This is a genomic window from Delftia sp. WSY_16, from assembly GCF_043104415.1.
Lineage (GTDB): Bacteria > Pseudomonadota > Gammaproteobacteria > Burkholderiales > Burkholderiaceae_C > Comamonas > Comamonas tsuruhatensis.
This window is the reverse complement of sequence record NZ_JBICKS010000037.1, coordinates 374,131-399,374: the sequence shown is the minus strand read 5'-3', so window position 1 is coordinate 399,374 and position 25,244 is coordinate 374,131. Positions and strand designations below refer to the sequence as shown.

The 25,244-nt window shown below is 66.9% G+C and carries 22 protein-coding genes; 5 read left to right on the top strand and 17 right to left on the bottom strand.

What is annotated here, in order from left to right:
* Positions 1 to 314 precede the first annotated feature (314 nt).
* From gshB to ACF8O7_RS19735, 7 genes are all read right to left on the bottom strand, one after another.
* A complete protein-coding gene (gene gshB / locus ACF8O7_RS19765) occupies positions 315 to 1,265 on the bottom strand; it encodes a glutathione synthase (protein ID WP_016454229.1) in 951 nt (316 codons plus the stop codon).
* Between the two features lie 79 nt (positions 1,266 to 1,344).
* A complete protein-coding gene (locus ACF8O7_RS19760) occupies positions 1,345 to 2,526 on the bottom strand; it encodes a benzoate/H(+) symporter BenE family transporter (protein WP_034365490.1) in 1,182 nt (393 codons plus the stop codon).
* A 50-nt stretch (positions 2,527 to 2,576) separates the two neighbouring features.
* Positions 2,577 to 4,445: a potassium transporter Kup gene (locus ACF8O7_RS19755; protein WP_026062036.1), complete on the bottom strand. Its 1,869-nt coding sequence runs from the start codon at positions 4,443 to 4,445 to the stop codon at positions 2,577 to 2,579.
* A gap of 97 nt (positions 4,446 to 4,542) precedes the next feature.
* On the bottom strand, positions 4,543 to 5,838 hold the full coding sequence (gene gshA / locus ACF8O7_RS19750; RefSeq protein WP_012207794.1) for a glutamate--cysteine ligase: 1,296 nt from the start codon (positions 5,836 to 5,838) through the stop codon (positions 4,543 to 4,545).
* An 81-nt stretch (positions 5,839 to 5,919) separates the two neighbouring features.
* On the bottom strand, positions 5,920 to 7,386 hold the full coding sequence (locus ACF8O7_RS19745) for a TrkH family potassium uptake protein (protein WP_016447201.1): 1,467 nt from the start codon (positions 7,384 to 7,386) through the stop codon (positions 5,920 to 5,922).
* 9 nt (positions 7,387 to 7,395) lie between these two features.
* Positions 7,396 to 8,853 carry a Trk system potassium transporter TrkA gene (gene trkA / locus ACF8O7_RS19740; protein ID WP_016447202.1) on the bottom strand — a complete coding sequence of 486 codons (1,458 nt, stop codon included), beginning with the start codon at positions 8,851 to 8,853 and terminating at the stop codon, positions 7,396 to 7,398.
* Positions 8,854 to 8,912: 59 nt separating this feature from the next.
* A complete protein-coding gene (locus ACF8O7_RS19735) occupies positions 8,913 to 10,193 on the bottom strand; it encodes a glutamate-5-semialdehyde dehydrogenase (protein WP_126312525.1) in 1,281 nt (426 codons plus the stop codon).
* Between the two features lie 189 nt (positions 10,194 to 10,382).
* On the opposite strand from ACF8O7_RS19735, the gene ACF8O7_RS19730 reads away from it, so the two are divergent.
* On the top strand, positions 10,383 to 10,685 hold the full coding sequence (locus ACF8O7_RS19730; protein ID WP_016447204.1) for a hypothetical protein: 303 nt from the start codon (positions 10,383 to 10,385) through the stop codon (positions 10,683 to 10,685).
* Between the two features lie 10 nt (positions 10,686 to 10,695).
* On the opposite strand, the gene holA is transcribed toward ACF8O7_RS19730, so the two are convergent.
* The 3 genes from holA to leuS form a co-directional block, all read right to left on the bottom strand.
* Positions 10,696 to 11,748, bottom strand: coding sequence for a DNA polymerase III subunit delta (holA, locus tag ACF8O7_RS19725; RefSeq protein ID WP_016447205.1), 1,053 nt, complete (start codon positions 11,746 to 11,748; stop codon positions 10,696 to 10,698).
* Positions 11,749 to 11,753: 5 nt separating this feature from the next.
* Positions 11,754 to 12,260 (bottom strand): LPS assembly lipoprotein LptE, encoded by a 507-nt coding sequence (gene lptE, locus ACF8O7_RS19720; RefSeq protein WP_016447206.1) that lies wholly within the window; start codon positions 12,258 to 12,260, stop codon positions 11,754 to 11,756.
* Between the two features lie 157 nt (positions 12,261 to 12,417).
* A complete protein-coding gene (gene leuS, locus ACF8O7_RS19715; RefSeq protein WP_392444054.1) occupies positions 12,418 to 15,153 on the bottom strand; it encodes a leucine--tRNA ligase in 2,736 nt (911 codons plus the stop codon).
* A gap of 351 nt (positions 15,154 to 15,504) precedes the next feature.
* Here leuS and ACF8O7_RS19710 point away from each other — a divergent pair, with 351 nt between their 5' ends.
* Positions 15,505 to 16,719 carry a mechanosensitive ion channel family protein gene (locus tag ACF8O7_RS19710; protein WP_016447208.1) on the top strand — a complete coding sequence of 405 codons (1,215 nt, stop codon included), beginning with the start codon at positions 15,505 to 15,507 and terminating at the stop codon, positions 16,717 to 16,719.
* Between the two features lie 59 nt (positions 16,720 to 16,778).
* On the opposite strand, the gene ACF8O7_RS19705 is transcribed toward ACF8O7_RS19710, so the two are convergent.
* From ACF8O7_RS19705 to ACF8O7_RS19690, 4 genes are all read right to left on the bottom strand, one after another.
* The gene (locus ACF8O7_RS19705; RefSeq protein WP_016447209.1) at positions 16,779 to 17,258 is read right to left on the bottom strand and encodes a biopolymer transporter ExbD; all 480 of its coding nucleotides are present in this window, start codon (positions 17,256 to 17,258) and stop codon (positions 16,779 to 16,781) included.
* Positions 17,259 to 17,282: 24 nt separating this feature from the next.
* Positions 17,283 to 18,014, bottom strand: coding sequence for a MotA/TolQ/ExbB proton channel family protein (locus ACF8O7_RS19700; protein ID WP_016447210.1), 732 nt, complete (start codon positions 18,012 to 18,014; stop codon positions 17,283 to 17,285).
* A 30-nt stretch (positions 18,015 to 18,044) separates the two neighbouring features.
* Complete coding sequence (gene dapB, locus ACF8O7_RS19695; protein ID WP_017407286.1) at positions 18,045 to 18,881, bottom strand: 4-hydroxy-tetrahydrodipicolinate reductase; 837 nt, start codon at positions 18,879 to 18,881, stop codon at positions 18,045 to 18,047.
* 124 nt (positions 18,882 to 19,005) lie between these two features.
* The gene (locus tag ACF8O7_RS19690; RefSeq protein WP_016447212.1) at positions 19,006 to 19,554 is read right to left on the bottom strand and encodes an outer membrane protein assembly factor BamE; all 549 of its coding nucleotides are present in this window, start codon (positions 19,552 to 19,554) and stop codon (positions 19,006 to 19,008) included.
* A gap of 156 nt (positions 19,555 to 19,710) precedes the next feature.
* Here ACF8O7_RS19690 and fur point away from each other — a divergent pair, with 156 nt between their 5' ends.
* The 3 genes from fur to ACF8O7_RS19675 all read left to right on the top strand — a co-directional run bounded on the left by fur (position 19,711) and on the right by ACF8O7_RS19675 (position 23,088).
* On the top strand, positions 19,711 to 20,136 hold the full coding sequence (gene fur / locus ACF8O7_RS19685) for a ferric iron uptake transcriptional regulator (RefSeq protein WP_013804774.1): 426 nt from the start codon (positions 19,711 to 19,713) through the stop codon (positions 20,134 to 20,136).
* Between the two features lie 143 nt (positions 20,137 to 20,279).
* A complete protein-coding gene (locus tag ACF8O7_RS19680; protein ID WP_126312526.1) occupies positions 20,280 to 21,857 on the top strand; it encodes a DUF1800 domain-containing protein in 1,578 nt (525 codons plus the stop codon).
* Positions 21,858 to 21,873: 16 nt separating this feature from the next.
* Positions 21,874 to 23,088, top strand: a complete 1,215-nt coding sequence (locus ACF8O7_RS19675; protein WP_046987749.1) for a DUF1501 domain-containing protein — start codon at positions 21,874 to 21,876, stop codon at positions 23,086 to 23,088.
* Here the strand turns inward: ACF8O7_RS19675 and sigJ are convergent, their stop codons facing one another.
* The 3 genes from sigJ to ACF8O7_RS19660 form a co-directional block, all read right to left on the bottom strand.
* On the bottom strand, positions 23,089 to 24,012 hold the full coding sequence (gene sigJ, locus ACF8O7_RS19670; protein WP_016454217.1) for an RNA polymerase sigma factor SigJ: 924 nt from the start codon (positions 24,010 to 24,012) through the stop codon (positions 23,089 to 23,091).
* Between the two features lie 70 nt (positions 24,013 to 24,082).
* Complete coding sequence (locus tag ACF8O7_RS19665; RefSeq protein ID WP_017407282.1) at positions 24,083 to 24,583, bottom strand: NUDIX hydrolase; 501 nt, start codon at positions 24,581 to 24,583, stop codon at positions 24,083 to 24,085.
* 102 nt (positions 24,584 to 24,685) lie between these two features.
* Positions 24,686 to 25,228 carry a GNAT family N-acetyltransferase gene (locus ACF8O7_RS19660; RefSeq protein ID WP_126312527.1) on the bottom strand — a complete coding sequence of 181 codons (543 nt, stop codon included), beginning with the start codon at positions 25,226 to 25,228 and terminating at the stop codon, positions 24,686 to 24,688.
* Between the last annotated feature and the right edge of the window lie 16 nt (positions 25,229 to 25,244).

Sequence of the window (25,244 nt, the reverse complement as noted above, 5' to 3'; positions counted from 1 at the left end):
CCCACGCTTATCGGCTGTATATTTTTAAGGATCGACGCGAAGAATTTCTTCTTTGCTTCTGACTTGCTGCGATCAGCGAAGCCTTGAATTCTAGCACAGTTTTTAGCGTCGTTGCAATCAAATTTCTTCGATTTTCTCAACCCCAGCGATCTGCATCGCTCTCTTCAGCAGAGCCTTGCATTGTAGCACGTTTTTTAACGGTCTTGCAAAACTCTGGAAGCTTCACTTTTCAGACATTTGCGTGTCATCGAGTGCAGGGGCGCAATTCTAGCACCAAAACTTGGCGGATGACTGGCGTCATCCGCCAAGTTTTTTCAAGCCGCCGCCAAGGCCTGTTCCAGAGCGTCGACGAAGAGGCTGGCCACGTCGCAGCCGGTCTGGTCATGGATCTCCTGGAAGCAGGTGGGGCTGGTCACATTGATCTCGGTGATGCATTGGCCGATGACATCGACACCAGCCAGCAGCAGTCCACGCTCCATGAGGAGGGGACCGATCTCTTCGGCCATGGCCTTGTCGTGCTGGCTCAGAGGCTGGGCCACGCCCTTGCCGCCCGCTGCCAGATTGCCGCGCACTTCGTTGCCCTGGGGAATGCGTGCCAGGCAATAGGGAACAGGTTTGCCGCCGATGACGAGCACACGCTTGTCGCCCTCGGTGATCTCGGGCAGGAATTTCTGCACCATGACGCTGCTGGCACCGCCCTGGTTCAGGGTTTCGATGATGCTGCCCAGGTTGCGGCCGTCGGCGCCCACGCGGAAGATGCCCATGCCGCCCATGCCGTCCAGCGGCTTGAGGATGATGTCCTGATGCTCTTCATGGAAGGCGCGGATGTCCTGCGCGCTGCGCGTGACCAGGGTCGGGCCGATGAATTGCGGGAATTCGAGGATGGCCAGCTTTTCCGGATGGTCTCGCAACGCCCTGGGCTTGTTGAAGACCTTTGCGCCTTCGCGCTCGGCCTGTTCCAGCAGGTGCGTGGAGTAGAAGTATTCGGAATCGAAGGGCGGGTCCTTGCGCATGAGGATGGCGTCGAAGCCCGCCAGCTCCTCCAGGCCTTCCTTGGAGATTTCAAACCACTGCCGGGCATCTCCCGTGAGCTGGATGTGCCGCACCTGGGCGACGACCTTGCCGCCGCGCTGCCAGGAAAGCTGCCTGGGTTCGCAGGCCACGATGGAGTGGCCGCGCCGCTGCGCCTCGCGCATCATGGCGAAGGTGGTGTCCTTGTAGGTCTGGAACGATTCGAGCGGATCGGCGACGAAGAGGATTTGCATGGGTTGTGTGCAGAAGGCGGCGGCCCGTGCCTCGCCTGTATAGGAGGCGGAAGTGGGGTGCCCGGGCCTGGGCCGCGTATCAGTCAGCCCGTGCACGTCGGTAATGTTGCACAAATAGCGCCAGGCTGCCCGCGACCACGCCCCAAAACGCCGAGCCGACTCCGGCTATCACCACGCCGCTGAGCGTCACCAGAAAGGTGATCAACGCAGCCTCCCTGTGTTCCTCCCCCTTGAGAGCTGTCGCCAGGCCGCTGCCTATGGAGCCCAGCAGGGCCAGTCCCGCTATGCAGACCACCAGTTCCTTGGGGAAGGCGGTGAGCAGTCCCGTGACCACGGCGCCGAAGATGCCGATGACTATATAGAAGAGGCCACAGATCGCCGCCGCCGTGTAGCGGCGGGATTTGTCCTCATGGGCCTCGGGGCCCATGCAGATGGCAGCGGTGATGGCACTGAGGTTGAGCGCGTAGCCGCCGAAGGGGGCCAGCACCAGGGTGGCGATGCCCGTCATGCTGATGATGCGGGAGATGGGCAGGTTGTAGCCCGTGGCACGGATGACGGCCACGCCGGGCAGGTTCTGCGAGGCCATGGTGACGACGAACAGGGGCAAGGCCAGGCTCACCAGGGCGGGCACCGAGAACTGCGGCATGGTGAAGACTGGCCAGGCAAGGCCTGCATGCACGGCGGACCATTGCATTTGCCCGTTGAGCGCCACCCAGGCGATGGAGGCCACCAGCGTGGCGATGACCGCATAGCGCGGTGCCAGGCGGCGCGACAGCAGATAGGTCAGCAGCATGACCAGCACCAGGGGCAGCGCATCCCTGGCGGCGGCAAAGGCCTGCATGCCGAAGTTGGCCAGTACGCCCGCCAGGAGGGCGGCAGCGATTTCCATGGGGATGCGGTTCATGACGCGCTCGAACCAGCCTGTGGCTCCCACCAGGATGATCAGCCCCGCGCTGATGATGAAGGCGCCAACGGCCTCGCCCATGGAAAAGCCCCCGGCAAGCCCCGCCGTGGCAAGGACGGCTGCGCCTGGCGTGGACCAGGCGACCATGACCGGCATGCGCAGTATCAGCGAGGGCAGCAGAGAGCACAGGCCCATGCCCAGTCCCAGCGCCCAGATCCAGGACGTGATCTGCTCTGGCGTGGCATGGAAGGCCTGGGCGGCCTGAAAGACCAGGGCCACCGAGCTGGTGAAGCCCACGAGCACGGCCACGAAGCCGGCTGCGAAGGCAGAGGGACTCAAGTCACGGAAAAAGCGCATCGCGCGATTCTGTCACCACAGCCGCCGACCGTGCGATGCGCTGGCGACGCCTACAGCTCGATCTTGGAGCCCAGCTCCACCACGGAGTTGCTGGGCAGGTGCAGGAAGTCGGAGACACGGCTGGCGTTGCGGTGCATCTGGGCAAACAGCTTTTCGCGCCAGGGCGCCATGCGGTGGCTGATGCGCGGGATGATGACATCGCGCGACAGGAAGTAGCTGGTCTCCATGGCGTCTAGCTGGCAACCCCGGGGACGCAGCAGGGACAGTGCCGCCGGCACGTCCGGTTCGTTCTTGAAGCCGTAGTTGATGATGACCTGCCAGCAGTCGCTGCCCAACGCCTCGATCTCGGTGCGCTTGTCCAGACCCACCCAGGGAATTTCATGGTTGCGCACCGTGACGAAGATGTTCTGGTTGTGCAGCACCTTGTTGTGCTTGAGGTTGTGCAGCAGGGCGTTGGGTACGGTGCCCGGTTCGCCGGAAAGAAAGACGGCCGTGCCCGTCACGCGCGCCGGCGGATGGCGCCAGACCGATTCGAGGAAGCTCTTGAGGTCGATGGCATCGGCCTGCAGCTTTTCGTGCAGCAGCTCGCGGCCCTTGCGCCAGGTCATCATCAGCGAGAACACCGTGCCGCCGATCAGCAGCGGGAACCAGCCGCCGTCGAACAGCTTGAGCAGGTTGGACGAGAAGAAGGCCAGGTCCACCAGGAAAAAGAATCCGGTGGCCGCGATGCACAGGGCCAGCGGGTAGTTCCAGCGGTAGCGGATCACGAAGAAGGTCAGCGTGGTGGTGATCAGCATGTCCAGCGTGACCGCAATGCCGTAGGCGGCCGCCAGGTTGCCGCTGGAGCGGAACAGCACCACGGCCAGCGCAATCGCCACGAACAGGCTCCAGTTGACCAGGGGCATGTAGATCTGGCCGGTCTCGCGCACGCTGGTGTGGCGCACTTCCAGGCGCGGCAGATAGCCCAGCTGTATGACCTGGCGCGTGACGCTGAAGGCGCCCGTGATCAGGGCCTGCGAAGCGATGACCGTGGCCATGGTGGCCATCAGCACCAGGGGCAGCAGCGCCCAGGCCGGGGCCATCATGTAGAAGGGATTCTTGACGGCGGCCGGGTTGGCCAGCAGCAGCGCACCCTGGCCGAAGTAATTGAGCGTGAGGGCAGGCATGGCCACGGAGAACCAGGCCAGGCGGATGGGCTTCTTGCCGAAGTGGCCCAGGTCGGCATAGAGCGCCTCCGCCCCGGTCACGCACAGCACGACGGCGCCCAGGATGATGAAGCTGGTGCCGGGGTTGTCCCAGATGAAGCGCACCGCGAAGTGCGGGCTGATGGCCGCCAGGATTTCGGGATGGCCCGCGATCTGGTGCACGCCCAGCGCTGCGATGGTGGCAAACCAGACCAGGGTGATGGGGCCGAAAAACCGACCGATCCCCGCCGTGCCGTGCTTCTGGAACCAGAAAAGCAGGAAGAGGATCACCAGGGTGAGCGGGATCACGGCCTTGGTGAAGTGCGGAGAGACCACTTCCAGGCCTTCGACGGCCGAGAGCACGGAGATGGCCGGCGTGATCACGCCATCACCATAGAACAGCGAAGTGCCGAAGATGCCGATGAGCAGCAGCACGTTGCGCAGGCGGGGCTTGTCCTTGACGGTCTGCGAGGCCAGGGCCAGCATGGCGACCAGGCCGCCTTCGCCGTTGTTGTCGGCACGCAGCACCAGGACCACGTACTTGAGCGAGACGATGACCGTCAGGGTCCAGAACAGCAGCGACAGGACGCCGTAGATGTTCTCCTGGGTGAACGGCACATGGCCGGAGCCGAAGACCTCCTTGACCGAATACAGCACGCTGGTGCCGATATCGCCATAGACCACGCCGATGGCGCCCAGGGTGAGCGCGGCCAACGAAGATTTGGTTTTCTGCACAGGTCTATGCGCCATCCCGTGGGGAGATGGCTTCAGTCAATTGAAATGCCGGCATTGTCCGCTGTCCTGATGACGAGCGCATCGGACAGCACCCCGATCAGTCGTAGATTTCCGCGTTGGGGTTGGTCGCCTCCAGCTCATAGCTGGCCGCCAGCATGGCGACCCGGGCCACCACGCCATACATGTAGAAGCGGTTGGGCATGCTGGCACCCGGGCGCGCGCCGATCTGGGGCAGCTGGGTGCTGTGCTGGAAGGCCAGCGGCACGAAGCCGGCTCCGGGCGCGTTGAGGTTTTCGTCCACATCGCGTTCGGGATGCATGCGGTAGAAGCCGCCGACCACGTAGCGGTCCATCATGTAGACCACGGGCTCGGCCACGGCGTTGTTCATGCGCTCCTGGGTGAGCACGCCTTCCTGGATGATCACGTCGTGCACGGTCTGGCCGTCCTTGATCATGCCCATCTTGTTGCGGCTCTTGCGCGGCAGCTCGGCCAGCTCCTTGGCATCGCGCACGGTCATCACGCCCATGCCATAGGTGCCGTTGTCGGCCTTGACGATGGCAAACGGCTTTTCCTTGATGCCGTACTCCTTGTACTTGCGACGCACCTTGGCCAACAGCACATCGACCTGTTCGGCCAGGCCTTCCATGCCCACGCCATTGGCGAAGTCGATGCCTTCGCTGCGCCCGAACAGCGGGTTGATCAGCCAGGGATCGATGCCCAGCAGCTTGCCGAAGCGCTTGGCCACTTCCTCATAGCTCTGGAAATGGCGGCTCTTGCGGCGCACGCTCCAGCCTGCATGCAGGGGGGGCAGCAGGTATTGCTCGTACAGCTCCTCGACGATGCCCGGGACGCCGGACGACAGGTCGTTGTTGAGCAAGATGGTGCAGGGATCGAAATCCTTGAGACCGATGCGGCGCTTGCTGCGGATCACCGGCTCCAGCGTCACCGTGTCGCCATGCGGCAGGGTGACGGTGGTGGTCTTCTTCACATCGGGGCTGATGGAGCCGATGCGCACGTTCAGACCGGCCATGTTGAAGATGCGCTTGAGCTGCACCACGTTGGCCAGGTAGTGCGTGTTGCGCGTGTGGTTCTCGGGAATGATGAGCAGATTGCGCGCTTCGGGGCAGATCTTCTCGATCGCCGCCATGGCCGCCTGTACGGCCAGCGGCAGCATTTCGTCGGTCAGGTTGTTCCAGCCCCCGGGAAAGAGGTTGGTGTCCACGGGTGCGAGCTTGAAACCGGCGTTGCGGATGTCCACCGAGCAATAGAAAGGCGGCGTGTGTTCCATCCATTCGAGCCGGAACCAGCGCTCGATCGCCGGCATGGAGTCGAGGATGCGCTGCTCAAGCTCGTTGATCGGGCCGGTCAGGGCCGTGATGAGATGTGGAACCATAAAGACCCTCTGGGTACGACGGTGGGGGGCAATTGTAGATATTGGACCATGGTCTAGGTGTTTTCCCCAGTCTTTGCAGCGTCAGCGGCGCCAGAAAGCCGGCGAAAGCAAGGCCATGAAGCTGAGGATTTCCAGGCGCCCCAGCAGCATGGCCAGGGTGCAGACCCAGGTCTGGAATTCGGTGAGCACAGCATAGTTGGAGGACGGGCCCACCGCGCCCAGGCCCGGCCCCATGCAGTGCACGCTGGCCAGCACGGCGGAGAAGGCGGTCACCGGGTCCAGGTCGGTGAGCAGCAGCACCATGCTGAGTGTGATCACGGTGGCGCCATAGACCAGCATGAAGGCCAGCACCGAGAAGATCATGCGGTTGTCCACCACGCCGGTGCCCAGCCGCACGGGCTGCAAGGCGCGCGGATGCGCGAGCCGCGTGAGTTCACGCCGCGCCTGCTTGAGCAGGATGAGCATGCGCACCATCTTGATGCCGCCGCCCGTGGAGCCCGCACTGGTGGCCACACCCGACATCAGCAGCATGAGCACGGGCGCAAAGACGGGCCAGGTCAGGTAGTCCACCGTGGTGAAGCCGGTCGTCGTGGCCACCGAGACCACATGGAAGAGACCGTAGCGCAGGGCCTCCACGGGCCCGTACACGCCCTTGGCCCATAGCAGCAGCGCCACGATCAGCCCGCCCCCCAGCAGCACGGCCAGCGTGGCGCGCATTTCCGGATCGCGCCAGAAGCCGTCCCAGCGGCCCTTGCGCATGGCCACGAAGTACAGCGCGAAGTTGCAGCTGGCCAGCAGCATGAAGACCAGGGCGGTCAGTTCGATCAACGGCGAGTCGAAATACGCAAAGCTGGTGTCATGCGAGGACAGGCCACCAAGGCTGACGGTGGCGAACATGTGCATCAGCGCATCCAGCGGCGACATGCCTGCCGCCCAGAAGGCCAGCAGACAGGCCAGCGAGAACACGCCGTACACGCCCCACAGGCCCTTGGCGGTCTCGGTCACGCGCGGCGTCAGCTTGGTGTCCTTGATGGGGCCAGCGGCTTCGGCACGGAACAGTTGGGCGCCCCCCACGCCCAGCAGGGGCAGGATGGCCACGGCCAGGATCAGGATGCCCATGCCGCCCAACCATTGCAGGAAGGTGCGCCAGACATTGATGGACACGGGCAGCGCATCCAGCCCCGTGAGCACGGTGGCGCCGGTGGTCGTCAGGCCCGAGACGGCCTCGAAATAGGCATGGGTGAAGCTGATGCTCAGCCCCACATGGCCCATGCCCAGCACCAGAGGGAGCATGGCGCACAGCGGCAAAACCACCCAGACCAGGGTGACGAGGATGACGCCGTGGCGCGGCTGCAGCTCGCGCCGGAAGTGGTCCAGGCCTATCCACAGCGACAGCCCCGCCGCCGCCGTGATGCCGATAGCCCAGGGGTAGATGCGCCAGATGCCGTCGTCAGTGAACCAGGACACTGCAAAGGGCAGCAGCATGGACAGCGCAAACATGACCATGAGCATGCCAAGCACGCGCAGGACGGGTAACAGGTCGCGCATGGTGTCGGCTCAGAAGAAGGTGGCGCTGACGCGAAACAGGTTCTCCACGTCCCGTACCAGCCGCTTGTGGGGCAGGAAGAAGATCACGTGGTCGCCGCTCTCGATCACGGTGGTGCTGCGCGGGATGATGACCTCGGGCTCGGCACCGGCCGCAATTTCGTCGGCCGGCACGCCTTCGGGTATGCCGCGCACGATGAGGCCGATGTGGGCATCCTCGGGCACGCGCAGGTCCTCGACCTTGCGGCCGACCACGCGCGAGCTTTTGCGGTCGCCGCGCGCCACGATCTCCAGCGCCTCGGCCACGCCCCGGCGCAGGCTGTGCACGGCCTGCACGTCGCCGCGGCGCACATAGGCCAGCAGTTCGCCAAGCATGGCCTGGGCCGGCGACAGCGCAATGTCGATCTGCGTGCCGTGCATCAGGTCGGCGTAGGCACGCCGCGTGATCAGCGACAGCACGCGCCGCGCGCCCATGCGTTTGCCCAGCAGGCTGGCCATGATGTTGTTCTCATCGTCGTCGGTCAGGGCCAGGAACAGGTCCACGTCCTCCACGCTTTCATCGGCCAGCAGGTCCTCGTCGGTGGCATCGCCGTGCAGCACCAGCACCTCGGCCGGCAGCAGCGAGGCCAGGTCCTGGCAGCGCTGCTCGTCGGGCTCGATGATCTTGATGTGGAAGCGGCCCGGCACGCGCGACAGCTGCAGCGCCAGGCGCTGGCTGACCTGGTCACCGCCGGCGACCATGATGCGGTAGACCGGGCGCGAAGGCCGGCCGGCAGGCTGGTGGATGGCACGCAGCACCTCGGCCACATGCTCGCGTGCGGCCAGGATGAAGACCTCGTCGCCGGGCTCGATGCGCGTGTTGCCGTCGCAGCGGACGAAGCGGTCGGGCTCGTCCAGGAAACGCCGGTAGATGGCCACGATGCGCATGGCCAGCTCGGGCATGCAGTCGCGCAGCTCGCCGATGCGCTTGCCGACGGCGGGGGCGCCATCGCGCGCGCGCACCGAGGCCAGTGCGGCCCGCCCGCCCGCGAAGGCACGCACCTGCATGGCTTCGGGAAACTCGATGAGCTTGCTGATGTAGTTGGTCAGCGATTCCTCGGGGCAGATGATGCGGTCGACGCCAAAGCCTTCCTTGCCCAGCAGCGCCTCGTCCTCGCCAAAGCCCGAGGAGCGCACGCGCGCGATGCGTGTGGGAATCTCGAACAGGACCTGGGCCAGCTTGCAGCACACAAGGTTGGTTTCGTCGAGCGCGGCGCAGGCGATCAGCAGGTCCGTGTCCTTGGCACCGGCCTCGGCCAGCACATGGGGATCGATGCCGCTGCCCACGACGCCACGCAGGTCGAAGCGCGACTCCAGCTCGCGCAGGCGCCGTGCGTCGGTGTCGATCACCGTGATGTCGTTGCGTTCGGACACCAGGCTTTCTGCCACGCTGTAGCCCACACGGCCGGCGCCAAGAATGATGATTTTCATGGATTCATTGCAGTGCTGCGGTGCCGGCGCGGGGCATTCCGGCGCGCAGCACGGCTCGGTCAGGTGCGGACTTCGCCTTCACCCAGCACCACGTATTTGAGCGAGGTCAGACCTTCGATGCCCACAGGACCGCGCGCATGGAACTTGTCGGTGCTGATGCCGATTTCCGCGCCCAGGCCGTACTCGAAGCCGTCGGCAAAGCGCGTGCTGGCGTTGACCATGACGCTGGCCGAGTCCACTTCGCGCAGAAAGCGCTGGGCGTGCATATGGTCGCGCGTCAGGATGGCGTCCGTGTGGTGGCTGGAGTAGCGGTTGATGTGGGCGATGGCCTCGTCCACACCGGACACGATCTTGACGCTGATGATGGGCGCCAGGTATTCCTCGCTCCAGTCCTGCTCGGTGGCCTCGGCCAGTTGGGCACCGGCCACGGACTTCAGGATGGCCAGCGATTCGGGGCAGCCGCGCATCTCGACCCCCTTGGCGGCGTAGATGGCGCCGATCTGCGGCAGGAACTCGGCGGCCACGCCGCGCGCCACCAGCAGGCTTTCACTGGCATTGCAGGGGCTGTACTTGTTGGTCTTGGCGTTGTCGGCCACCTTGACGGCCATGGCGATGTCGCAGGGATCATCGACATAGGTGTGGCAATTGCCGTCCAGGTGCTTGATGACGGGCACCTTGGCCTCGCGGCTGATGCGCTCGATCAGGCCCTTGCCGCCGCGCGGGATGATGACGTCCACGTAGTCGGGCATGGCGATGAGCTGGCCCACGGCCTCGCGGTCCGTGGTCTGCACCAGCTGCACGCCGTGCTCGGGCAGGCCGGCTTCGGCCAGCGCCCTGGCGACGAGGGCAGCCAGCGCCTTGTTGGAGTCGATGGCCTCGGAGCCGCCGCGCAGGATGCAGGCGTTGCCGCTCTTGATGCTGAGGCTGGCCGCCTCGATGGTCACGTTGGGGCGGCTTTCGTAGATCATGCCGAACACGCCGATCGGCACACGCATCTGGCCTACGCGGATGCCGCTGGGCATTTGCTTCATGCCGATGATCTCGCCGATCACATCGGCCATGGAGGCCAGCTGCTCACATCCCTGGGCACAGGTTTCCAGCACCTTGGGCGTCAGGCGCAGGCGGTCCACCATGGGAGCGGACAGGCCGTTGGCCACGGCGCGGTCGAGGTCACGGGCGTTGTCGGTCTGCAACGGCTCCACGTTCTCCCGCAGCAGGCGCGCCAGCGCCAGCAGGGCGCGGCTTTTGACGGCAGCCGAGGCTCGGGCCATCTGGGCGGAGGCCACTTTGGCCTGAACGCCCAGGTTGTGGGTGTATTCGACGATATTGAGCGCGTTCATTCCGAGATTCTCGCCGAGTTGCGCCCATTTGCGCACCGAGAGCGGGCATGCCCCGCGCCAACATGCGGCTGGGATGCGGCTGGGATGCGTCCTCGCACGGCCACCAGAGGGCAAACCCCGCGTTCCGGCGGCCGGCAGGATGTCGCGGCCACCCTACACTGCTGCCCAGTACGCAGAGGTTTTCCCGCCATGTCCACCAGCCACGACACTCTTCTCGCCGCCCAGCAGCTCGCACAGTTGCGCGCGGGCTTCGCCCAACTGGCACAGCAGCAGCTGCCGGCCGCCGTGCTCGGGCAGCAGGCCAGGGCTTCCTCGGAGTTGCTGCAGGCCCTGCCGCCGCGCTACGGCGAAGTGCTGCTCAATCTGCTGGACCGATTGGAATCCAGCGCGCTGTTCAGCGAGGAAAGCTGCTCCTTCAGCCAGAAGGACCTGCTGGACAACCTCGAGACCTGGGCCACCAAGGCCCAGGCGCAGCTGGAAAAGACGAGCTAGGAACGGTACGTCAGCCCTTGGCGCCGGCCTGGGCCAGGTCCATGGCCAGGCGGCGCAGGGCCTGCCAGCCGTCGCGGGGCCAGCCCTCGAAGGCCAGGCCCTTGACGATGCCGTCCACCGCGTGGGCCGATTGCAGCAGGCGCGCGGCCTGGGCGTCGGTGATGCGCGGCAGCAGGCGCTCGAACAAACGCTCCTTGACGCCCCAGACGCGCTGGGCGCGCAGGGCCATGGGCAGGGGCTGACCTGCGGCCATGGCGTCCTTGACGCGGCAGATGGAGCGGATGTCCTCGGCCAGGGTCCAATGCACCAGCACCTCGGCCGTGCCCTCGGCCTGCAGGCCGTCGAGCATGCGCGAGACGCGCGCCAACTGGCCGGACAGCACGGCCTCGGACAGCTTGAACACGTCGTAGCGCGCCACATTGAGCACTGCCTGCTCCACCTGCGCCTGGCTCAGCTCGCCGGCGGGGTGCAGCAGGGCCAGTTTCTGGATCTCCTGGTGTGCGGCCAGCAGGTTGCCCTCGACGCGGTCGGCAAAGAACTGCAGCGTGCGCTGGCCTTCCTCGCCGGGTGCCACGCGCTGGCCCTGGGCTGCCAGGCGCTGGGCAATCCAGGCCGGCAGCTGGCCGCGCTCTATGGGATCGATCTGCAGCGTCATGCCCTGGGCTTCCAGCGCGCTGAACCAGGCGCCGGTCCTGGTGGCCTTGTCCAGGCGCGGCAGCATGACCAGGGTGAGCGTGCTGTCATTGCCGCGCGCCGCCTCGGCGATCTGCTGCAGCGCGGCGCCGCCGTCCTTGCCGGGCTTGCCCGAGGGAATGCGGATCTCGATGATCTGCCGATCGGCAAACAGCGACAGCGAGCCACCGGCCGCCAGCACGGCGCTCCAGTCGAAATGGGCGCCGGCCACGGTGTAGCTGCTGCGCTCGGTGTAGCCCGCGGCGCGCGCGGCGGCACGGATGGCGTCGGCAGCCTCCTGCTGCTGCAGCGGCTCGTCGCCGTGCAGCACGTAGAGCGAGCGCAATCCCTTGGCCAGATGGCCGCCGAGCTGGTTCAGGGCAAGCTGCATGGGGCTCAGGTCAGGCTCTTGACGGCCGACAGGCGGCGCAGCAACTGCTGGACGATGTCGGTACGCATGTCCTTGTAGAGCATGGCCTCCTCGGCCTCCTTGGACAGCGCATTGGTTTCGTTGTACGTCACGTCGCGCTGCTGCAGGATCTCGGTCTCGGGGATCGGCTCGTCTCCATTGGGCGTGCGCAGCTTGAAGCGCACGCGCAGGCGCAGCTGCAGCTCGCGCACCTGGCCCAGCGCGTTCATGCCGACGATGACCCGCTCCTGCCGCTCGCTGATGATCTGGAAGATCGCATCCGCATCGTCGGGCGATGCCGGATCGCGCAGCACGGTCAGCTTGTCGCTGGCACTGGCCAGGTTGCGCGACAGCTCCCGCGCCACCGGAGAGCCCCGGCCCGCCTGGATGTAGAGCGAGCGGAACACGAAGGTCGGCACCCCCCGCAGGCGAAAGCCGCAGGCCCCCAGCAGCGGAGCCAGGGCCAGGGCGGTGAGCAGGGTACGTTTTTGCATATCAGTTCTCCAAGGCGCTTGCGCCACTCACAGCCCTTGCAACGGTCGCGCCCAAAGCGAGGGACACCGAGCAAGGGCCGCCCCGCAGCGAGGGTGTCGTCCCCCCCGCGAAGCGAGAGGGGGAAGGCGCGCAGCGCCTCAGGGGGCATGCCATGGCCTAGACCACGACGTTGACCAGGCGGCCCGGCACCACGATCACCTTCTTGGGCGCCGCGCCATTGGTGAACTTCTGGCATTCCTCGTTGGCCAGGGCAATGCGCTCGATCTCGGCCTTGTCGGCCGTCGAGGACACGAGGATGGCCCCGCGCAGCTTGCCATTGACCTGCAGCACCAGAGAGATCTCGTCCTGCACCAGGGCCAGGGGATCGACCTGGGGCCAGGGCGCGTCCAGCACATCGCCCAGGTGGGCGGCGTAGCCCAGTTCGCTCCACAGCACATGGGCCAGGTGGGGCGTTGCCGGGTAGAGCACGCGCAGCAGGATGCCGAAGCCTTCGATCAGCGCCACCTGGGCGCCCGCGTCGTCGTGGGACTTGAAGTCCTCCAGCGCGTTGATCATCTTCATGGCGCCCGAGACCACGGTGTTGTACTGCATGCGCTGGTAGTCGTACTCCACCTGCTTGAGCACGGTGTGGATCTCCAGGCGCAGCGCCTTGGCGGCCTTGCCGAATGCCACGTCGTCCAGAGACTTGGCGCCGGCCACGCTCTGCACGGCGCCGGCCATGTCCATCTGCGACAGTTTGGCGCCGAAGTTGTAGACGCGGCGCAGGAAGCGGTAGCTGCCTTCGACGGCGGCATCGTTCCACTCCAGCGTCAGCTCGGGCGGCGCGGTGAACATGGTGTACAGGCGCGCGGTGTCGGCGCCGTACTTCTCGATCAGCTCCTGCGGATCGATGCCGTTGTTCTTGGACTTGGACATGGTGCCCACGCCCTCGTAGTCGATGTCCGTGCCCACGGGCAGCAGGCCGTCGGCGCTGTCCACCTCGGCCTTGAGCCTGGCGCCCACGATCTTGCCGGTCTCGTCGAACACATGCTCGACATCCTTGGGCCAGAAGTACTCCTTGGCACCCTTGGCCGTGCGGCGGCTGTAGATGTGGTTGAGCACCATGCCCTGGGTCAGCAGCTTGGTGAAGGGCTCATCGACCTTGACCAGGCCCAGGTCGCGCATGACCTTGGTCCAGAAGCGCGCGTACAGCAGGTGCAGGATGGCGTGCTCGATGCCGCCGATGTACTGGTCCATGCCGCTGCCGCCGGTGGCGGCATGCTGGTCCCGCATCCAGTAGTCCGTGCCCTTGCCCACCATCTGCTCGCTGTTCCTGGCGTCGCAATAGCGCATGAAGTACCAGGACGAGTCCACGAAGGTGTCCATGGTGTCGGTCTCGCGGCGCGCGCTTTTGCCGCAGCAGGGGCAGACCACGCCGGCGTGGAAGGCTTCGCTCTTGACCAGGGGGTTGCCCGAGCCATCGGGCACCAGGTCCTGGGGCAGGACCACGGGCAGGTCCTTGGCAGGCACGGGCTGGGCGCCGCAGTCCTCGCAGTGGATGATGGGAATCGGCGTGCCCCAGTAGCGCTGGCGGCTCACGCCCCAGTCGCGCAGGCGCCAGGTGGTTTTCTTCTCGCCAAGGCCCTTGGCGGCCAGCAGTTCGGCCACCTTGTCCACGGCAGCCCCATGGGGCAGGCCGTCGAGTTCGCCGGATTCGATGCAGACAGCGCGCTGCTTGTCGCCGTACCAGTCGGCCCATGCCTCGGTGCTGAAGGTCTCGCCCTCGACCGCGATGACCTGGCGGATGGCGATGCCGTACTTCTTCGCAAAGGCGAAGTCGCGCTCGTCATGCGCGGGCACGCCCATGACGGCGCCGTCGCCGTAGCTCATGAGCACGTAGTTGCCGACCCAGACCTCGACCTGGGCACCCGTCAGCGGATGGGTGACGAACAGGCCCGTGGGCAGGCCTTCCTTTTCCTTGAGCGCGAGTTCGGCCTCGGTGGTACCGCCCTTCTTGCATTCTTCGATGAAGGCCGCGAGCTTGGGCTGCGATGCCGCGGCATGCTGGGCCAGCGGGTGCTCGGGCGCCACGGCGCAGAAGGTCACGCCCATGATGGTGTCGGCGCGCGTGGTGAACACATACAGGCGCCCGTCCTGGATGGGCTGGCCGTCGGTGCCACGGATGTCGTGGGTGAAGGCGAAGCGCACGCCCGCGCTCTTGCCGATCCAGTTTTCCTGCATCAGGCGCACTTTTTCAGGCCAGCCGGTCAGCGTGGCCTTGTCGCCGCCCACCTGGACATGGTCCAGCAGCTCCTGGGCGTAGTCGGTGATCTTCAGGTAGTAGCCGGGGATTTCGCGCTTTTCGACCGGCGCGCCCGTGCGCCAGCCGCGGCCGTCGATGACCTGCTCGTTGGCCAGCACGGTCTGGTCCACCGGGTCCCAGTTCACGACCTGGGTCTTGCGGTAGGCAATGCCCTTTTCCAGCATCTGCAGGAACAGCCACTGGTTCCACTTGTAGTAGTCGGGATCGCAGGTGGCCACTTCGCGGCTCCAGTCGATGGCCAGACCCATCGCCTGCATCTGCTTTTTCATGTAGGCGATGTTGTCGTAGGTCCACTGCGCAGGCGGCACCTTGTTCTTGAGCGCCGCGTTCTCGGCCGGCAGGCCGAAGGCATCCCAGCCCATGGGCATGAGGACGTTGTAGCCCTTCATGCGCAGCTGGCGCGCCAGCATGTCGTTGATGGTGTAGTTGCGCACATGGCCCATGTGCAGCTTGCCGCTGGGGTAGGGCAGCATGGAGCAGGCGTAGAACTTGGGCTTGGCCTGGTCTTCGGTCACGCGGTAGGCGTCGCGGGCGGACCAGTGGTCTTGCGCTGCGCGCTCAACGTCGATGTGGTTGTATTTCTCTTGCATGGTGCTGCGGCCCCAAGGGCCGGACAAGGTGGCCGGACGAGCCGGATGGCCGGAATCAACCGACGATTTTAGGGCCCCGGCCCGCCGGTGCCGCAAGCAGCCCACAAGCCCGCAGGCGGTACTGCGCCATCGGCACCCGGTTGCCCGGCCGCCGCGCGGGGAAAAGCCGCGCTGCGTATGCTTGGCACCCTCTGTGGCAGTGCGCCGCAGACGTTCCGCCATCGCCAGCCCGGACTTGCGCAGGAACGGATACGGACATCCCGGGCATGCCGCCATCGCGCGGCAGGTTTTTCCGCGCCCTGGAGTTTTCTCTTGCTGAACTGGTCTTTGATTTCCGGCTGGGATCCCGTCATGCAGGCCCTGGCTGCGCTGTGCGCGCTGGTGCTGCTGGCCCGCTCCGCGGGTTTTGTCGTGCAATGGCTGCTGTTGCGCGTGCTGCCACGCATGCGCAGCACGCTGGTGGAGATGGAGTGGGCCCAGGTGCTGCTGCACGACAGCGTGCTGCAGCGGCTGGCCAAGGCCGTGCCTTCGCTGGTCATGCAGTCCGGCGTGCAGGCCATACCGCAGCTGCAGCCGCAGTGGGCCACCCTGATCCTGAATCTGGCCATCGCCTGCACCATCTACCACGTGGCCCGCGTGATCAGCGCCCTGCTCAATGCCATGAACGAGGCGCACGACCTCAAGGAAGAGCGCAAGGCCACGCAGGCGCACTCGATCAAGAGCTATGTGCAGCTGGGCAAGCTGCTGGTGTTCCTGATCGCCATCGTGCTCATCGTCGCCACCCTGGTGGACCGCTCGCCGCTGCTGCTGCTGTCCGGCCTGGGCGCGGCCTCGGCCGTGCTGATGCTGATCTTCAAGGACACCATCATGTCCTTCGTGGCCGGCGTGCAGCTGGGCTCCAACGACATGCTGCGCGTGGGCGACTGGATCGAGATGCCCCAGGTCGGCGCCGACGGCTTCGTGATCGACATCGCGCTGCACACGGTCAAGGTGCAGAACTGGGACAAGACCATCACCACCATTCCGACCTGGCGGCTGATGAGCGACAGCTACAAGAACTGGCGCGGCATGTTCGAGTCGGGCGGGCGCCGCATCCGCCGCTCGCTGCACATAGACGCCCACACCATCCGCCTGCTGACGGCAGAGCAGCGGCAGAAATTGTCATTGCTCGAGCCCCTCAAGGACTATTGGAGCAGTGATGGCGGCCTGCGCATGGCCGATGCGCCGGCGGGCAGCGAGATGGCAGCGCAGCATCTGAGCAATCTGGCCGCGTTCAAGGCCTATGCATACGCCTACCTGCTGCGCCATCCGCACATCCACAAGACACCGAACATGTTCCTGCTGGTGCGCACCATGGAGCCTTCTCCCATGGGGGTGCCGCTGGAGCTGTTTTGCTACACCAGCACCACGGTCTGGGTGGAGTACGAGGCCATACAGGGCGCGATCTTCGATCACCTGATCGGCATGCTGCCGCTGTTCGGGCTCAGTCTGTACCAGCGCTCCTCGGACCATGGCCAGCATCTGCGGCTGGCGGGCAACGAGCGCTGGCCCGAAGGACAGGACTAGGTTCGCGGGCGCAGGCCCGGCGGCGCTTGAGCGCTTGAGCGCTTGAGCGCCTGATCGCTTCAGCGCCCGGCGCCGGTGGGACCCAGGACGGCTGCGGGTTTTCCATCCTGGTTTCGCGCCGGCTCGGCCACGAAGCCTATGCGCGTCAGCCCTGCCGCGTGGGCCCAGCCCATGAGTTCGGCCACGCGGCCATAGGGCACGGCCTGGTCGGCACGCAGTTGCAGTTCTGCCTGGGGGTTGCGCGCGCCGAGCTGAGCGAGGCGCTCACGCAGCGCATCCGCCGTGGCGGGCTGGCCCTGCATCCAGAGCGCGCCCTTCGCATCGACCTCCAGCAGCAGCGCATCGTCCTCGCCCGCGGCGGCCATGGGCTGGGTGCCCTGGGCCTGGGGCAATTGCACGCGCAGCGAGGCGGCCAGCATGGGTGCCGCGAGGATGAAGATGACGACGAGCACCAGCATCACATCCACCAGCGGGGTGACGTTGATGGCGTGCATGGGCTGGGAGGAGCTTTCCTTGCCGCTCAGTCGTCCAAAGGCCATGTGCGCTCCTGGCGAGCCGCCCCGTCAGGGCGCTTCCATGGGGCCGGCAGGCAGGCCGGCGACGGCCATGCCGTCATCGTGCGGCGCCTGCTCGGCCGGCTGGGTGCCGAACATGGCCTGCAGGTCATGGGCAAAGCCTTCCAGCAGGGCCTCCATCTGGGCCGCAGCCCGGCCCAGCAGGTTGTAGGCCAGCACGGCCGGCAGGGCCACGGCCAGTCCGGCCGCCGTCATCACCAGGGCCTCGCCCACCGGGCCGGCCAGTTGTTCGATGCCGATCTGCCCGCTGCCCGCCAGCGTGGCCAGCGCGTGGTGAATGCCCCAGACGGTGCCCAGCAGGCCGACAAAGGGCGCCGTGGCGCCCACCGTGGCCAACAGGGTCTGGCCCCATTGCAGCTGGTGGCTGGCCGATTGCAGCGCCTGGCGAAGCCCCCGCGTCAGGCGGACGGAATGCGCCGCGCGTCCCGCAAGCGCCAGGCCGCTGCCCATGGGTGCCAGCGCCTGTGTCACGGCCTCGGCCATGGGTGCCACCAGTTGCTGGCGATCCCCCTCGCCCATGCGGGCCTGGCCCGAGGCCAGGTCCGGCGCGCTCCAGAAGGCCGCAATGGCCTGGGGAACGCGGCGCCGGCTGGCGGCCATGAACCAGACCTTCCAGACGATGACCACCCAGCTGGCCACCGACAGCGCCAGCAGCAGCAGCGCCGTGCCGCGCGCGACGGCATCGCCTTGCTGCCACCAGAGCCAGAGTGGACCGCTCATGGTCTTACCTTGCCCGTGCTGCGAGCCTCGTCACAGGCCCAATACGGCGTACATGTCGTACTGGCCGCTGGTCTTGCCCGCCAGGAAGCGCGCGGCACGCAGGCTGCCCTGGGCATAGCCGGCACGGCTGCTGGACTTGTGCGAGATCTCGATGCGCTCGCCCGTGCCCGCAAACAGCACCGTGTGGTCGCCGATGATGTCGCCACCGCGCACGGTGGCAAAGCCGATGGTGTTGTCCTCGCGCGCACCGGTGTGGCCGAAGCGCTCGTAGACGGCGCGGTCGGCCAGCTTCGTGCCCTGGGCTTCGGCGATGACCTCGCCCATCTTGAGGGCGGTGCCCGAAGGCGCATCCACCTTGTGGCGGTGGTGGGCCTCGACGATCTCGATGTCGTAGCCGCTGGACAGGGCCTTGGCCGCCATCTCCAGCAGCTTGAAGGTCACGTTCACGCCCACGCTCATGTTGGGCGACAGCACCACGGCCGTGCGCTGGGCGTACTCGGCGATGCGGGCCTTTTGCTCGTCGCTGAAGCCCGTGGTGCCGATGACCAGCCTGACGCCCAGTTCGGCGCAGATGGCCAGATGCTCCAACGTGCCCTCGGGGCGCGTGAAGTCGATCAGGCAGTCGGCCTTGGACAGCGCGGCGCGCACATCGCTTTCGATGACGATGCCGCTGGCCAGGCCCAGGAAGGCCGAGGGATCGGTGCCCAGCGCAGGGCTGTCGGGACGGTCCAGCGCGGCGGTCAGCGCAAGGTCATCGCTTTGCGCGATGGCCTCGATCAGCATGCGGCCCATGCGGCCGGAGGCGCCGGCCACGGCCACGCGCAGGCGCTGGTTGTTGCTGGAGGAAGTGGCGGTCGTGGCGTTCATGTCGGGAAAGAGATGCAAAGGCTCAATGCGTGGAAAGTGGACTGCCCGGGCGCACGGCAGGCACCGCGGCAGCCGCCATCCACGGAAAAACGCCCGCATGCCTTGCGGCGCGCGGGCGGCGATATCAGCGGGCGCCGGGCTCCAGTGGCGGATAGCTGGCCGCCGCGGGCGGCGGCTCGGCGGCCACAGGCTCTTCGACCGGCTTGGCAGCGGGGAACTTGGACAGTTGCTCCTCGCTGGCTTCCAGCTGAGGAATCTTGCCCAGCTTCTTCTTGGAGCCCAGGCTGGCGACGAATTCGGCCTCGGTGGGCATCTCGTCGCCTTCGGAGCGCGCGAACAGGTCGCCGTTGAAGAAGACGGTCAGCTTGCGCACCTGGGAATCGACGCCGGGACGCTTGATGGTGAACACATATTCCCAGCGGTCGGCGTGGAATACGCTGGTGACCAGCGGCGTGCCGAGGATGTCACGCACCTGCTGGCGGCTCATGCCGGGCTGCAGGGCCTCGACCTGTTCGCGGGAGACGAAGTTGCCTTGGACGACCTCGACCTTGTAGGGAGTGACGACATTGGCGACTCGGTGCGCGGCGCCATCGAGGCTGCTGCAGCCTGCCAGCGCCACCCCGATCAACAGCATCAGGGCCGCACTGGCGCGGCAACGGGCTTGAACATGCATTGGTATCAGCATAGGGATATGATCGTGGATCATTGTAGCGGCTGGTCCCCGGGGCTTGCGATCATGCGACGCCCCTGGCACCAGGGCCATTTTGTTCGCCGTCCCGCACCTGCCGTGGTGGCAGCCCAGCGGGCAGTCTCTGCCAAAGACCCAGACATGAAGAACATCGACGAACTCAAGAGTACCGGCCTGAAGGCCACGCTGCCCCGCCTGAAGATCCTGGAGATCTTCCAGACGGGTGCGCAACGCCACATGACGGCCGAAGACGTGTTCCGCGTGCTGCTGGACGAGCGTTCGGACATCGGCCTGGCCACGGTCTACCGCGTGCTCACGCAGTTCGAGCAGGCAGGCATCCTCATCCGCAGCAATTTCGAGAGCGGCAAGGCCGTCTACGAGCTCAATGAAGGCCAGCACCACGACCACTTTGTCTGCACCAGCTGCGGCAAGGTCGAGGAGTTCTACGATCCCGATATCGAAAAGCGCCAGAACCTGATCGCCAAGGCCAAGGGCTGGGTGATCCAGGACCATTCGATGGCCCTGTACGGACAGTGCGCTGAATGCGCGAGCCGGCCCAGCAAATAAGGCAGGGTCCCTCAGAAAAAGCGGAGTGCTTCACACTCCGCTTTTTTTTGCCTTTTACTTTTTGCTACCGGCGCTTTACAGGGCGAAGCACATGGGTGGAGGATGCTGGCGTCCAATGGATGCCCCCTACCCACCGAGACACCATGCGCCGCACTTCGCCGTTCGCCATCGCTCTCACTTTCTCCGCCATCGTCCTGGCCACAGGCTGTGCGCCCTTGCAGGCCCCGCCGTCGTCCGCAGCGGCCGCGCTGCAGGGAGTGGCCGAGGCACCGCTCACCGCCGCGCAGCGCCAGCAATGGCTGGACCGCGTCACCTGGGGCGCCACCGACAGCGAGGATGCGCAGCTGCAGCGCCTGGGCCTCAAGGCCTGGCTGGCACGGCAACTGCAGCCGGTGCCTCAGCCGCTGCCTGCGCAGGCGCAGCAGCGCATTGATGGGCTGGGCATCAGCCAGCGCCCCATGGACCAGGTGCTGCTGGAGCTGGGCGACCAGCGCAAGGCCGTTCAGGACGCCGCATCGGCCGATGAAAAGGCCGCGCGGCAGCAGGCCTACCAGCGCACGCTGAACCAGCTGGGCAGCGATGCCCAGAAGCGCTTCGTGATCCGCGCGCTGTACTCGCCGGCACAGCTGCAAGAGCAGATGACCTGGTTCTGGATGAACCATTTCAGCGTCAGCCTGCGCAAGGCCGATATCCGCGCCTGGGTGGGCGACTACGAGGAGCAGGCCATACGCCCGCATGCGCTGGGCAGTTTCCGCAGCCTGCTGGAGGCCTCGCTGCGCCACCCGGCCATGCTGCGCTACCTGGACAACGCCAGCAATGCGGCGGGCCGCATCAACGAAAACTACGCGCGCGAGCTGCTGGAGCTGCACACCATGGGCGTGGGCAGCGGCTACACCCAGGCCGACGTGCAGGAGATGGCGCGCATCCTGACAGGCGTGGGCATCAATCTGCAGCCGGCCGGCACGCCGCCGCCGCGCATGCGCGCCGGGCGCCAGGGCGACTACCTGCGCTCGGGATTCTTCGAGTTCAATCCCAACCGGCACGACTACGGAGCCAAGACCTTCCTGGGCCAGCCCCTGCACGCGCGCGGCATGGCCGAGGTCCAGGAGGCGCTGGACCGCATCGTCGCCGCGCCGGCCACGGCGCAGTTCATCGCGCACAAGCTGGCGGTGTTCTTCATTGCCGACGATCCGCCGCCGGCCCTGGTGCAGCGCACGGCACAGGCCTTCACGCGCAGCCGGGGCGACATCGCAGCCACCGTGGCGGCGCTGCTGACCGATCCGGAGGCCGCGCGCTTTGGCCGCAAGTTCCGCGATCCGCTGCACTACGTGCTGGCCGCCACGCGGCTGTCGGTGGACCAGCGCGTGGCGGCCGACGTGGCGCCCGTGCTGGGCTGGATCAACCGGCTGGGCCAGAACCTCTACGCGCATGAGACGCCGGACGGCTACCCGCAGATGCAGTCCGACTGGGCCAGTTCGGGCCAGATGGCGGCACGCTTCGAGGTGGCGCGCCAGATCGCCACGCGCAGCGCCGTGCTGTTTCGCGCCGACCCCAAGGAGGCGCTGGAGAAGCCGCCCTACCCCATGCTGTCGGAACGGGCCAGCGTGCGCCAGCGCCTGCCCCAGTGGAGCCAGGCCACGCAGGCGGCACTGGCCCAGGCCCGCAATCCGGCGGACTGGAATACCTACTTCCTGTCCGCACCCGAGATGATGTTCCGCTGAACCCCGGAGACTTTCCATGCAGCGACGCCACTTCCTGACCATGGCATCGGCCCTGCCCTTTGCCGCCCACCTGGGCCGGCTGCAGGCGGCCGCCCTCCAGCCAGCCACGCCGCGCCTGCTGCTGGTGTTTCTGCGCGGTGCCTATGACTGCAACAGTCTGCTGGTGCCCACGCACAGCGACTTCTACTACGAGGCCCGTCCCAGCATTGCCATCCCCCGTTCCGGCGAGGCCGGTGGCGCGCTGGCGCTGGATGGCCGCTGGGGCCTGCATCCGATGCTGGAGGACAGCATCCATCCGCTGTTCCAGGCCGGCCAGGCCTGCTTCGTGCCCTTTGCAGGCACGCACGACCTGTCGCGCAGCCATTTCGAGACACAGGACTCCATCGAACTGGGCCAGGGCCTGGACGGGCGCCGCAGCTACCAGTCGGGCTTTCTGAACCGGCTGGCCCAGGTGCTGGGGCAGGACGGGCGGGGCCCGGTGTCGCCCATGTCGTTCACGCCCCAGTTGCCACTGCTGCTGCGTGGCGGCCTGCCGTCCGCCAACATGGCCCTGGCGTCCGTGGGCAAGGGCGGGCTGGACGATAGACGCAGCCAGGCCATTGCCGCCATGTACGCAGGCACTGCCCTGGGCACGGCCGTGCAGGAGGGCTTTGCCGTGCGCGATGCGGTGCAGCGCAGCGTGCAGGAAGAGATGGACCAGGCCGGGCGCGACGCCATCAGCGCGCGGGGCTTTGCGCTGGTGGCGCAGCGCATGGCGGCCCTGATGCGCGATCGCTTCGACCTGGGCTTCGTCGATGTAGGCGGCTGGGACACGCATGTGGCCCAGGGCGGCGCCACAGGCGCGCTGGCCGGACGGCTGGACGAGCTGGGCCGGGGCCTGGCCGGTTTTGCCCAGGAGATAGGTCCCGAGGCCTGGCGCCATACGGTGGTGGTGGTGATCAGCGAATTCGGCCGCACCTTCCGCGAGAACGGCAACAAGGGCACGGACCACGGCCACGGCACGACCTACTGGCTGCTGGGCGGCGGGCTGTCCGCGCGCGCGGGCGGTCGCATCGTGGGAGAGCAGGTCGAGGTCAACCAGAAAAACCTGTTCCAGAACCGCGACCATCCCGTGCTCAACGAGTACCGCGCCGTGCTGGGCGGCCTGTTCCGGCGCATGTATGGATTGAGTCCCGCCCAGCTGCAGCGTGTCTTCGAAGGCGCGACGCCCCGCGACCTGCAACTCGTCTGACTACGGCAGCGCCTGCGGCGGCACTGGCACGCCGGACAGCTTGTCGGGATTGCGCAGCGTGTAGATGCGGCGGATCAGGCCGTCTTCGACCAGCAGCGTCTGCACGGATTCCAGCTCGCCGTCGATGCAGCGCAGCAGGCCCGGCAAGCCGTTGACGCGCGCCAGGTGCAGGGTCTGGCGCTGGCCGTTGCGCCGCATGCGGCGCGTGGTGGCGAAGTACAGCAGGGCCAGGCGCCGGCCGGTCTCCAGCACGCGGCCGAACGAGGGCACCTTGCCGCCGCCGTCGCTGATGAGTTCGGCATCGGGCGCGAACAGCGCCTGGATCTGCGCAAAGTCCCCACCCTGCACGGCCTGCGCAAAGCGCTGCAGCAGCGCGGCATGGGCCTCGGGCGGCGCCGCAAAGCGCGGGCGGCCGGCCTGCACATGGCTGCGGGCGCGGTGCACTAGCTGGCGGCAGGCGGCCTCGCTGCGGCCCAGGGCCTGGGCCACCTCGGCATAGTCGGCATCGAAGACCTCGCGCAGCAAAAAGGCGGCGCGCTCGTCGGGCGTGAGCTGCTCGAGCACGAACATCAGCGCCGTGGACACGTCGTGGGCACGCTCCAGCAGGTCTTCGGCCGAGGGTGCGGACTCCTCGGCCCAGGGCTGGACCAGGGGCTCGGGCAGCCAGAAGCCCTGGTAGTGCTCGCGCTCGGCGCGCAGGCGGCGCAGCCGGTCTATGGCCAGGCGCGTGGTCACGGAGACCAGCCAGGCCTCGGGCTGCTCTATGCCGGCGCGCTCGGCGCCATGCCAGCGCAGCCAGGCCTCCTGGACCAGGTCCTCGGCATCGGCGCGCTGGCCGAGCATGCGGTAGGCCAGGCCGAACAGGCGCGGGCGGTGGCGCTCGAACAGGGCCAGGGGATCGTCGGTGGCGGAGGAGGTCTGCATGCCATCAAGACGCGGGAGCGTGGCGTTGTGTGACAGACAGGGCCGGCATGGTGCTCGGTGCCTTGGTGACTCAGTGGGGCTGCGGAGCCTGCAGCACGCTGGGATCGGTGTGGATCAGCTCCAGCGGGTAGCGGCGGCCGGCCAGGTAGTCCTCTATGCTTTGCATCACCAGCGGACTGCGGTGCTGGGCGGTGCAGGCCTTGAGTTCGTCCAGCGTCATCCAGACCGTGCGGATGATGCCGTCGTCCAGCGGCTGGCCGGCCCGGAAGTCACCCAGCTCGCCCGTGAAGGCAAAGCGCAGATAGGTGATGTCGGAGCCGGTGCGCGTGCGCACGAAGCGGTTCAGGTAGACGCCGACCAGGGCCGTGGGCACGAAGTCGTGCGCCGTCTCCTCATCGACCTCGCGCACACAGGCGGTGATGGGCGACTCGGCAGGGTCGAGATGGCCGGCGGGGGTGTTGTAGCGCACGCCATCGGCCGTGTCTTCTTCCACCAGCAGAAAACGGCCATCGCGCTCAATGATGGCCGCCACAGTGACATTGGGTTTCCAGCGATCGGGCATGGCGCGCATTATGACCAGAGGCGGCCGGCCCGTCCCCGGCCAAAAACCCCATCACCGCGCCTTGCAGACCACCACGCGACACGGCACCCTGTAGCGCCCCGTAGCGCCGCCCTACAGCGGCCGGGCCATGTACAGCGCACCGTCGCCGTAGCTCACCAGGCGCTGCTGCTGCAGCGGATCGGTCAACGCCTGCACGGCATAGCCATGGCGCTCCCAGTAGCCGCGCGAGCCCTGCACCGACACCAGGGCCGTGTGGCGCAGGCCCTCGGCGCGCGCCCGCTCCCACAGCGGCGCCAGCAGCGCACGGGCCAGGCCCTGGCCTGCGGCCTCGGGGTGCACGGCCATGTCGTGCAGGTACAGGGTGTCGGCCTGCTCGACGGCCTCGAAGTCACCGTGCAGCGGCGTGATCTTGGCCATGAGGCTGCGGTAGGCCGCGAGATAGGCGCGCACACGGCCGTCCTGCTCCAGTGCCAGCGAGCAATGGGCCGTGCCGGCCAGGCGCCGCGCAAAGACCTCGCCGCTCTCGGCATAGTCCTCGCCATAGCAGGCCCGCTGGATGTCCAGCAGACCGGGCAGGTCGGCGGCGGTCAGTGCGCGGACATGGAAGCGGTCAGCGGCAGGCAAGGAAGAGAATGGAGAAGGCGAACAAGACATGGGCAGGACAGGCAGG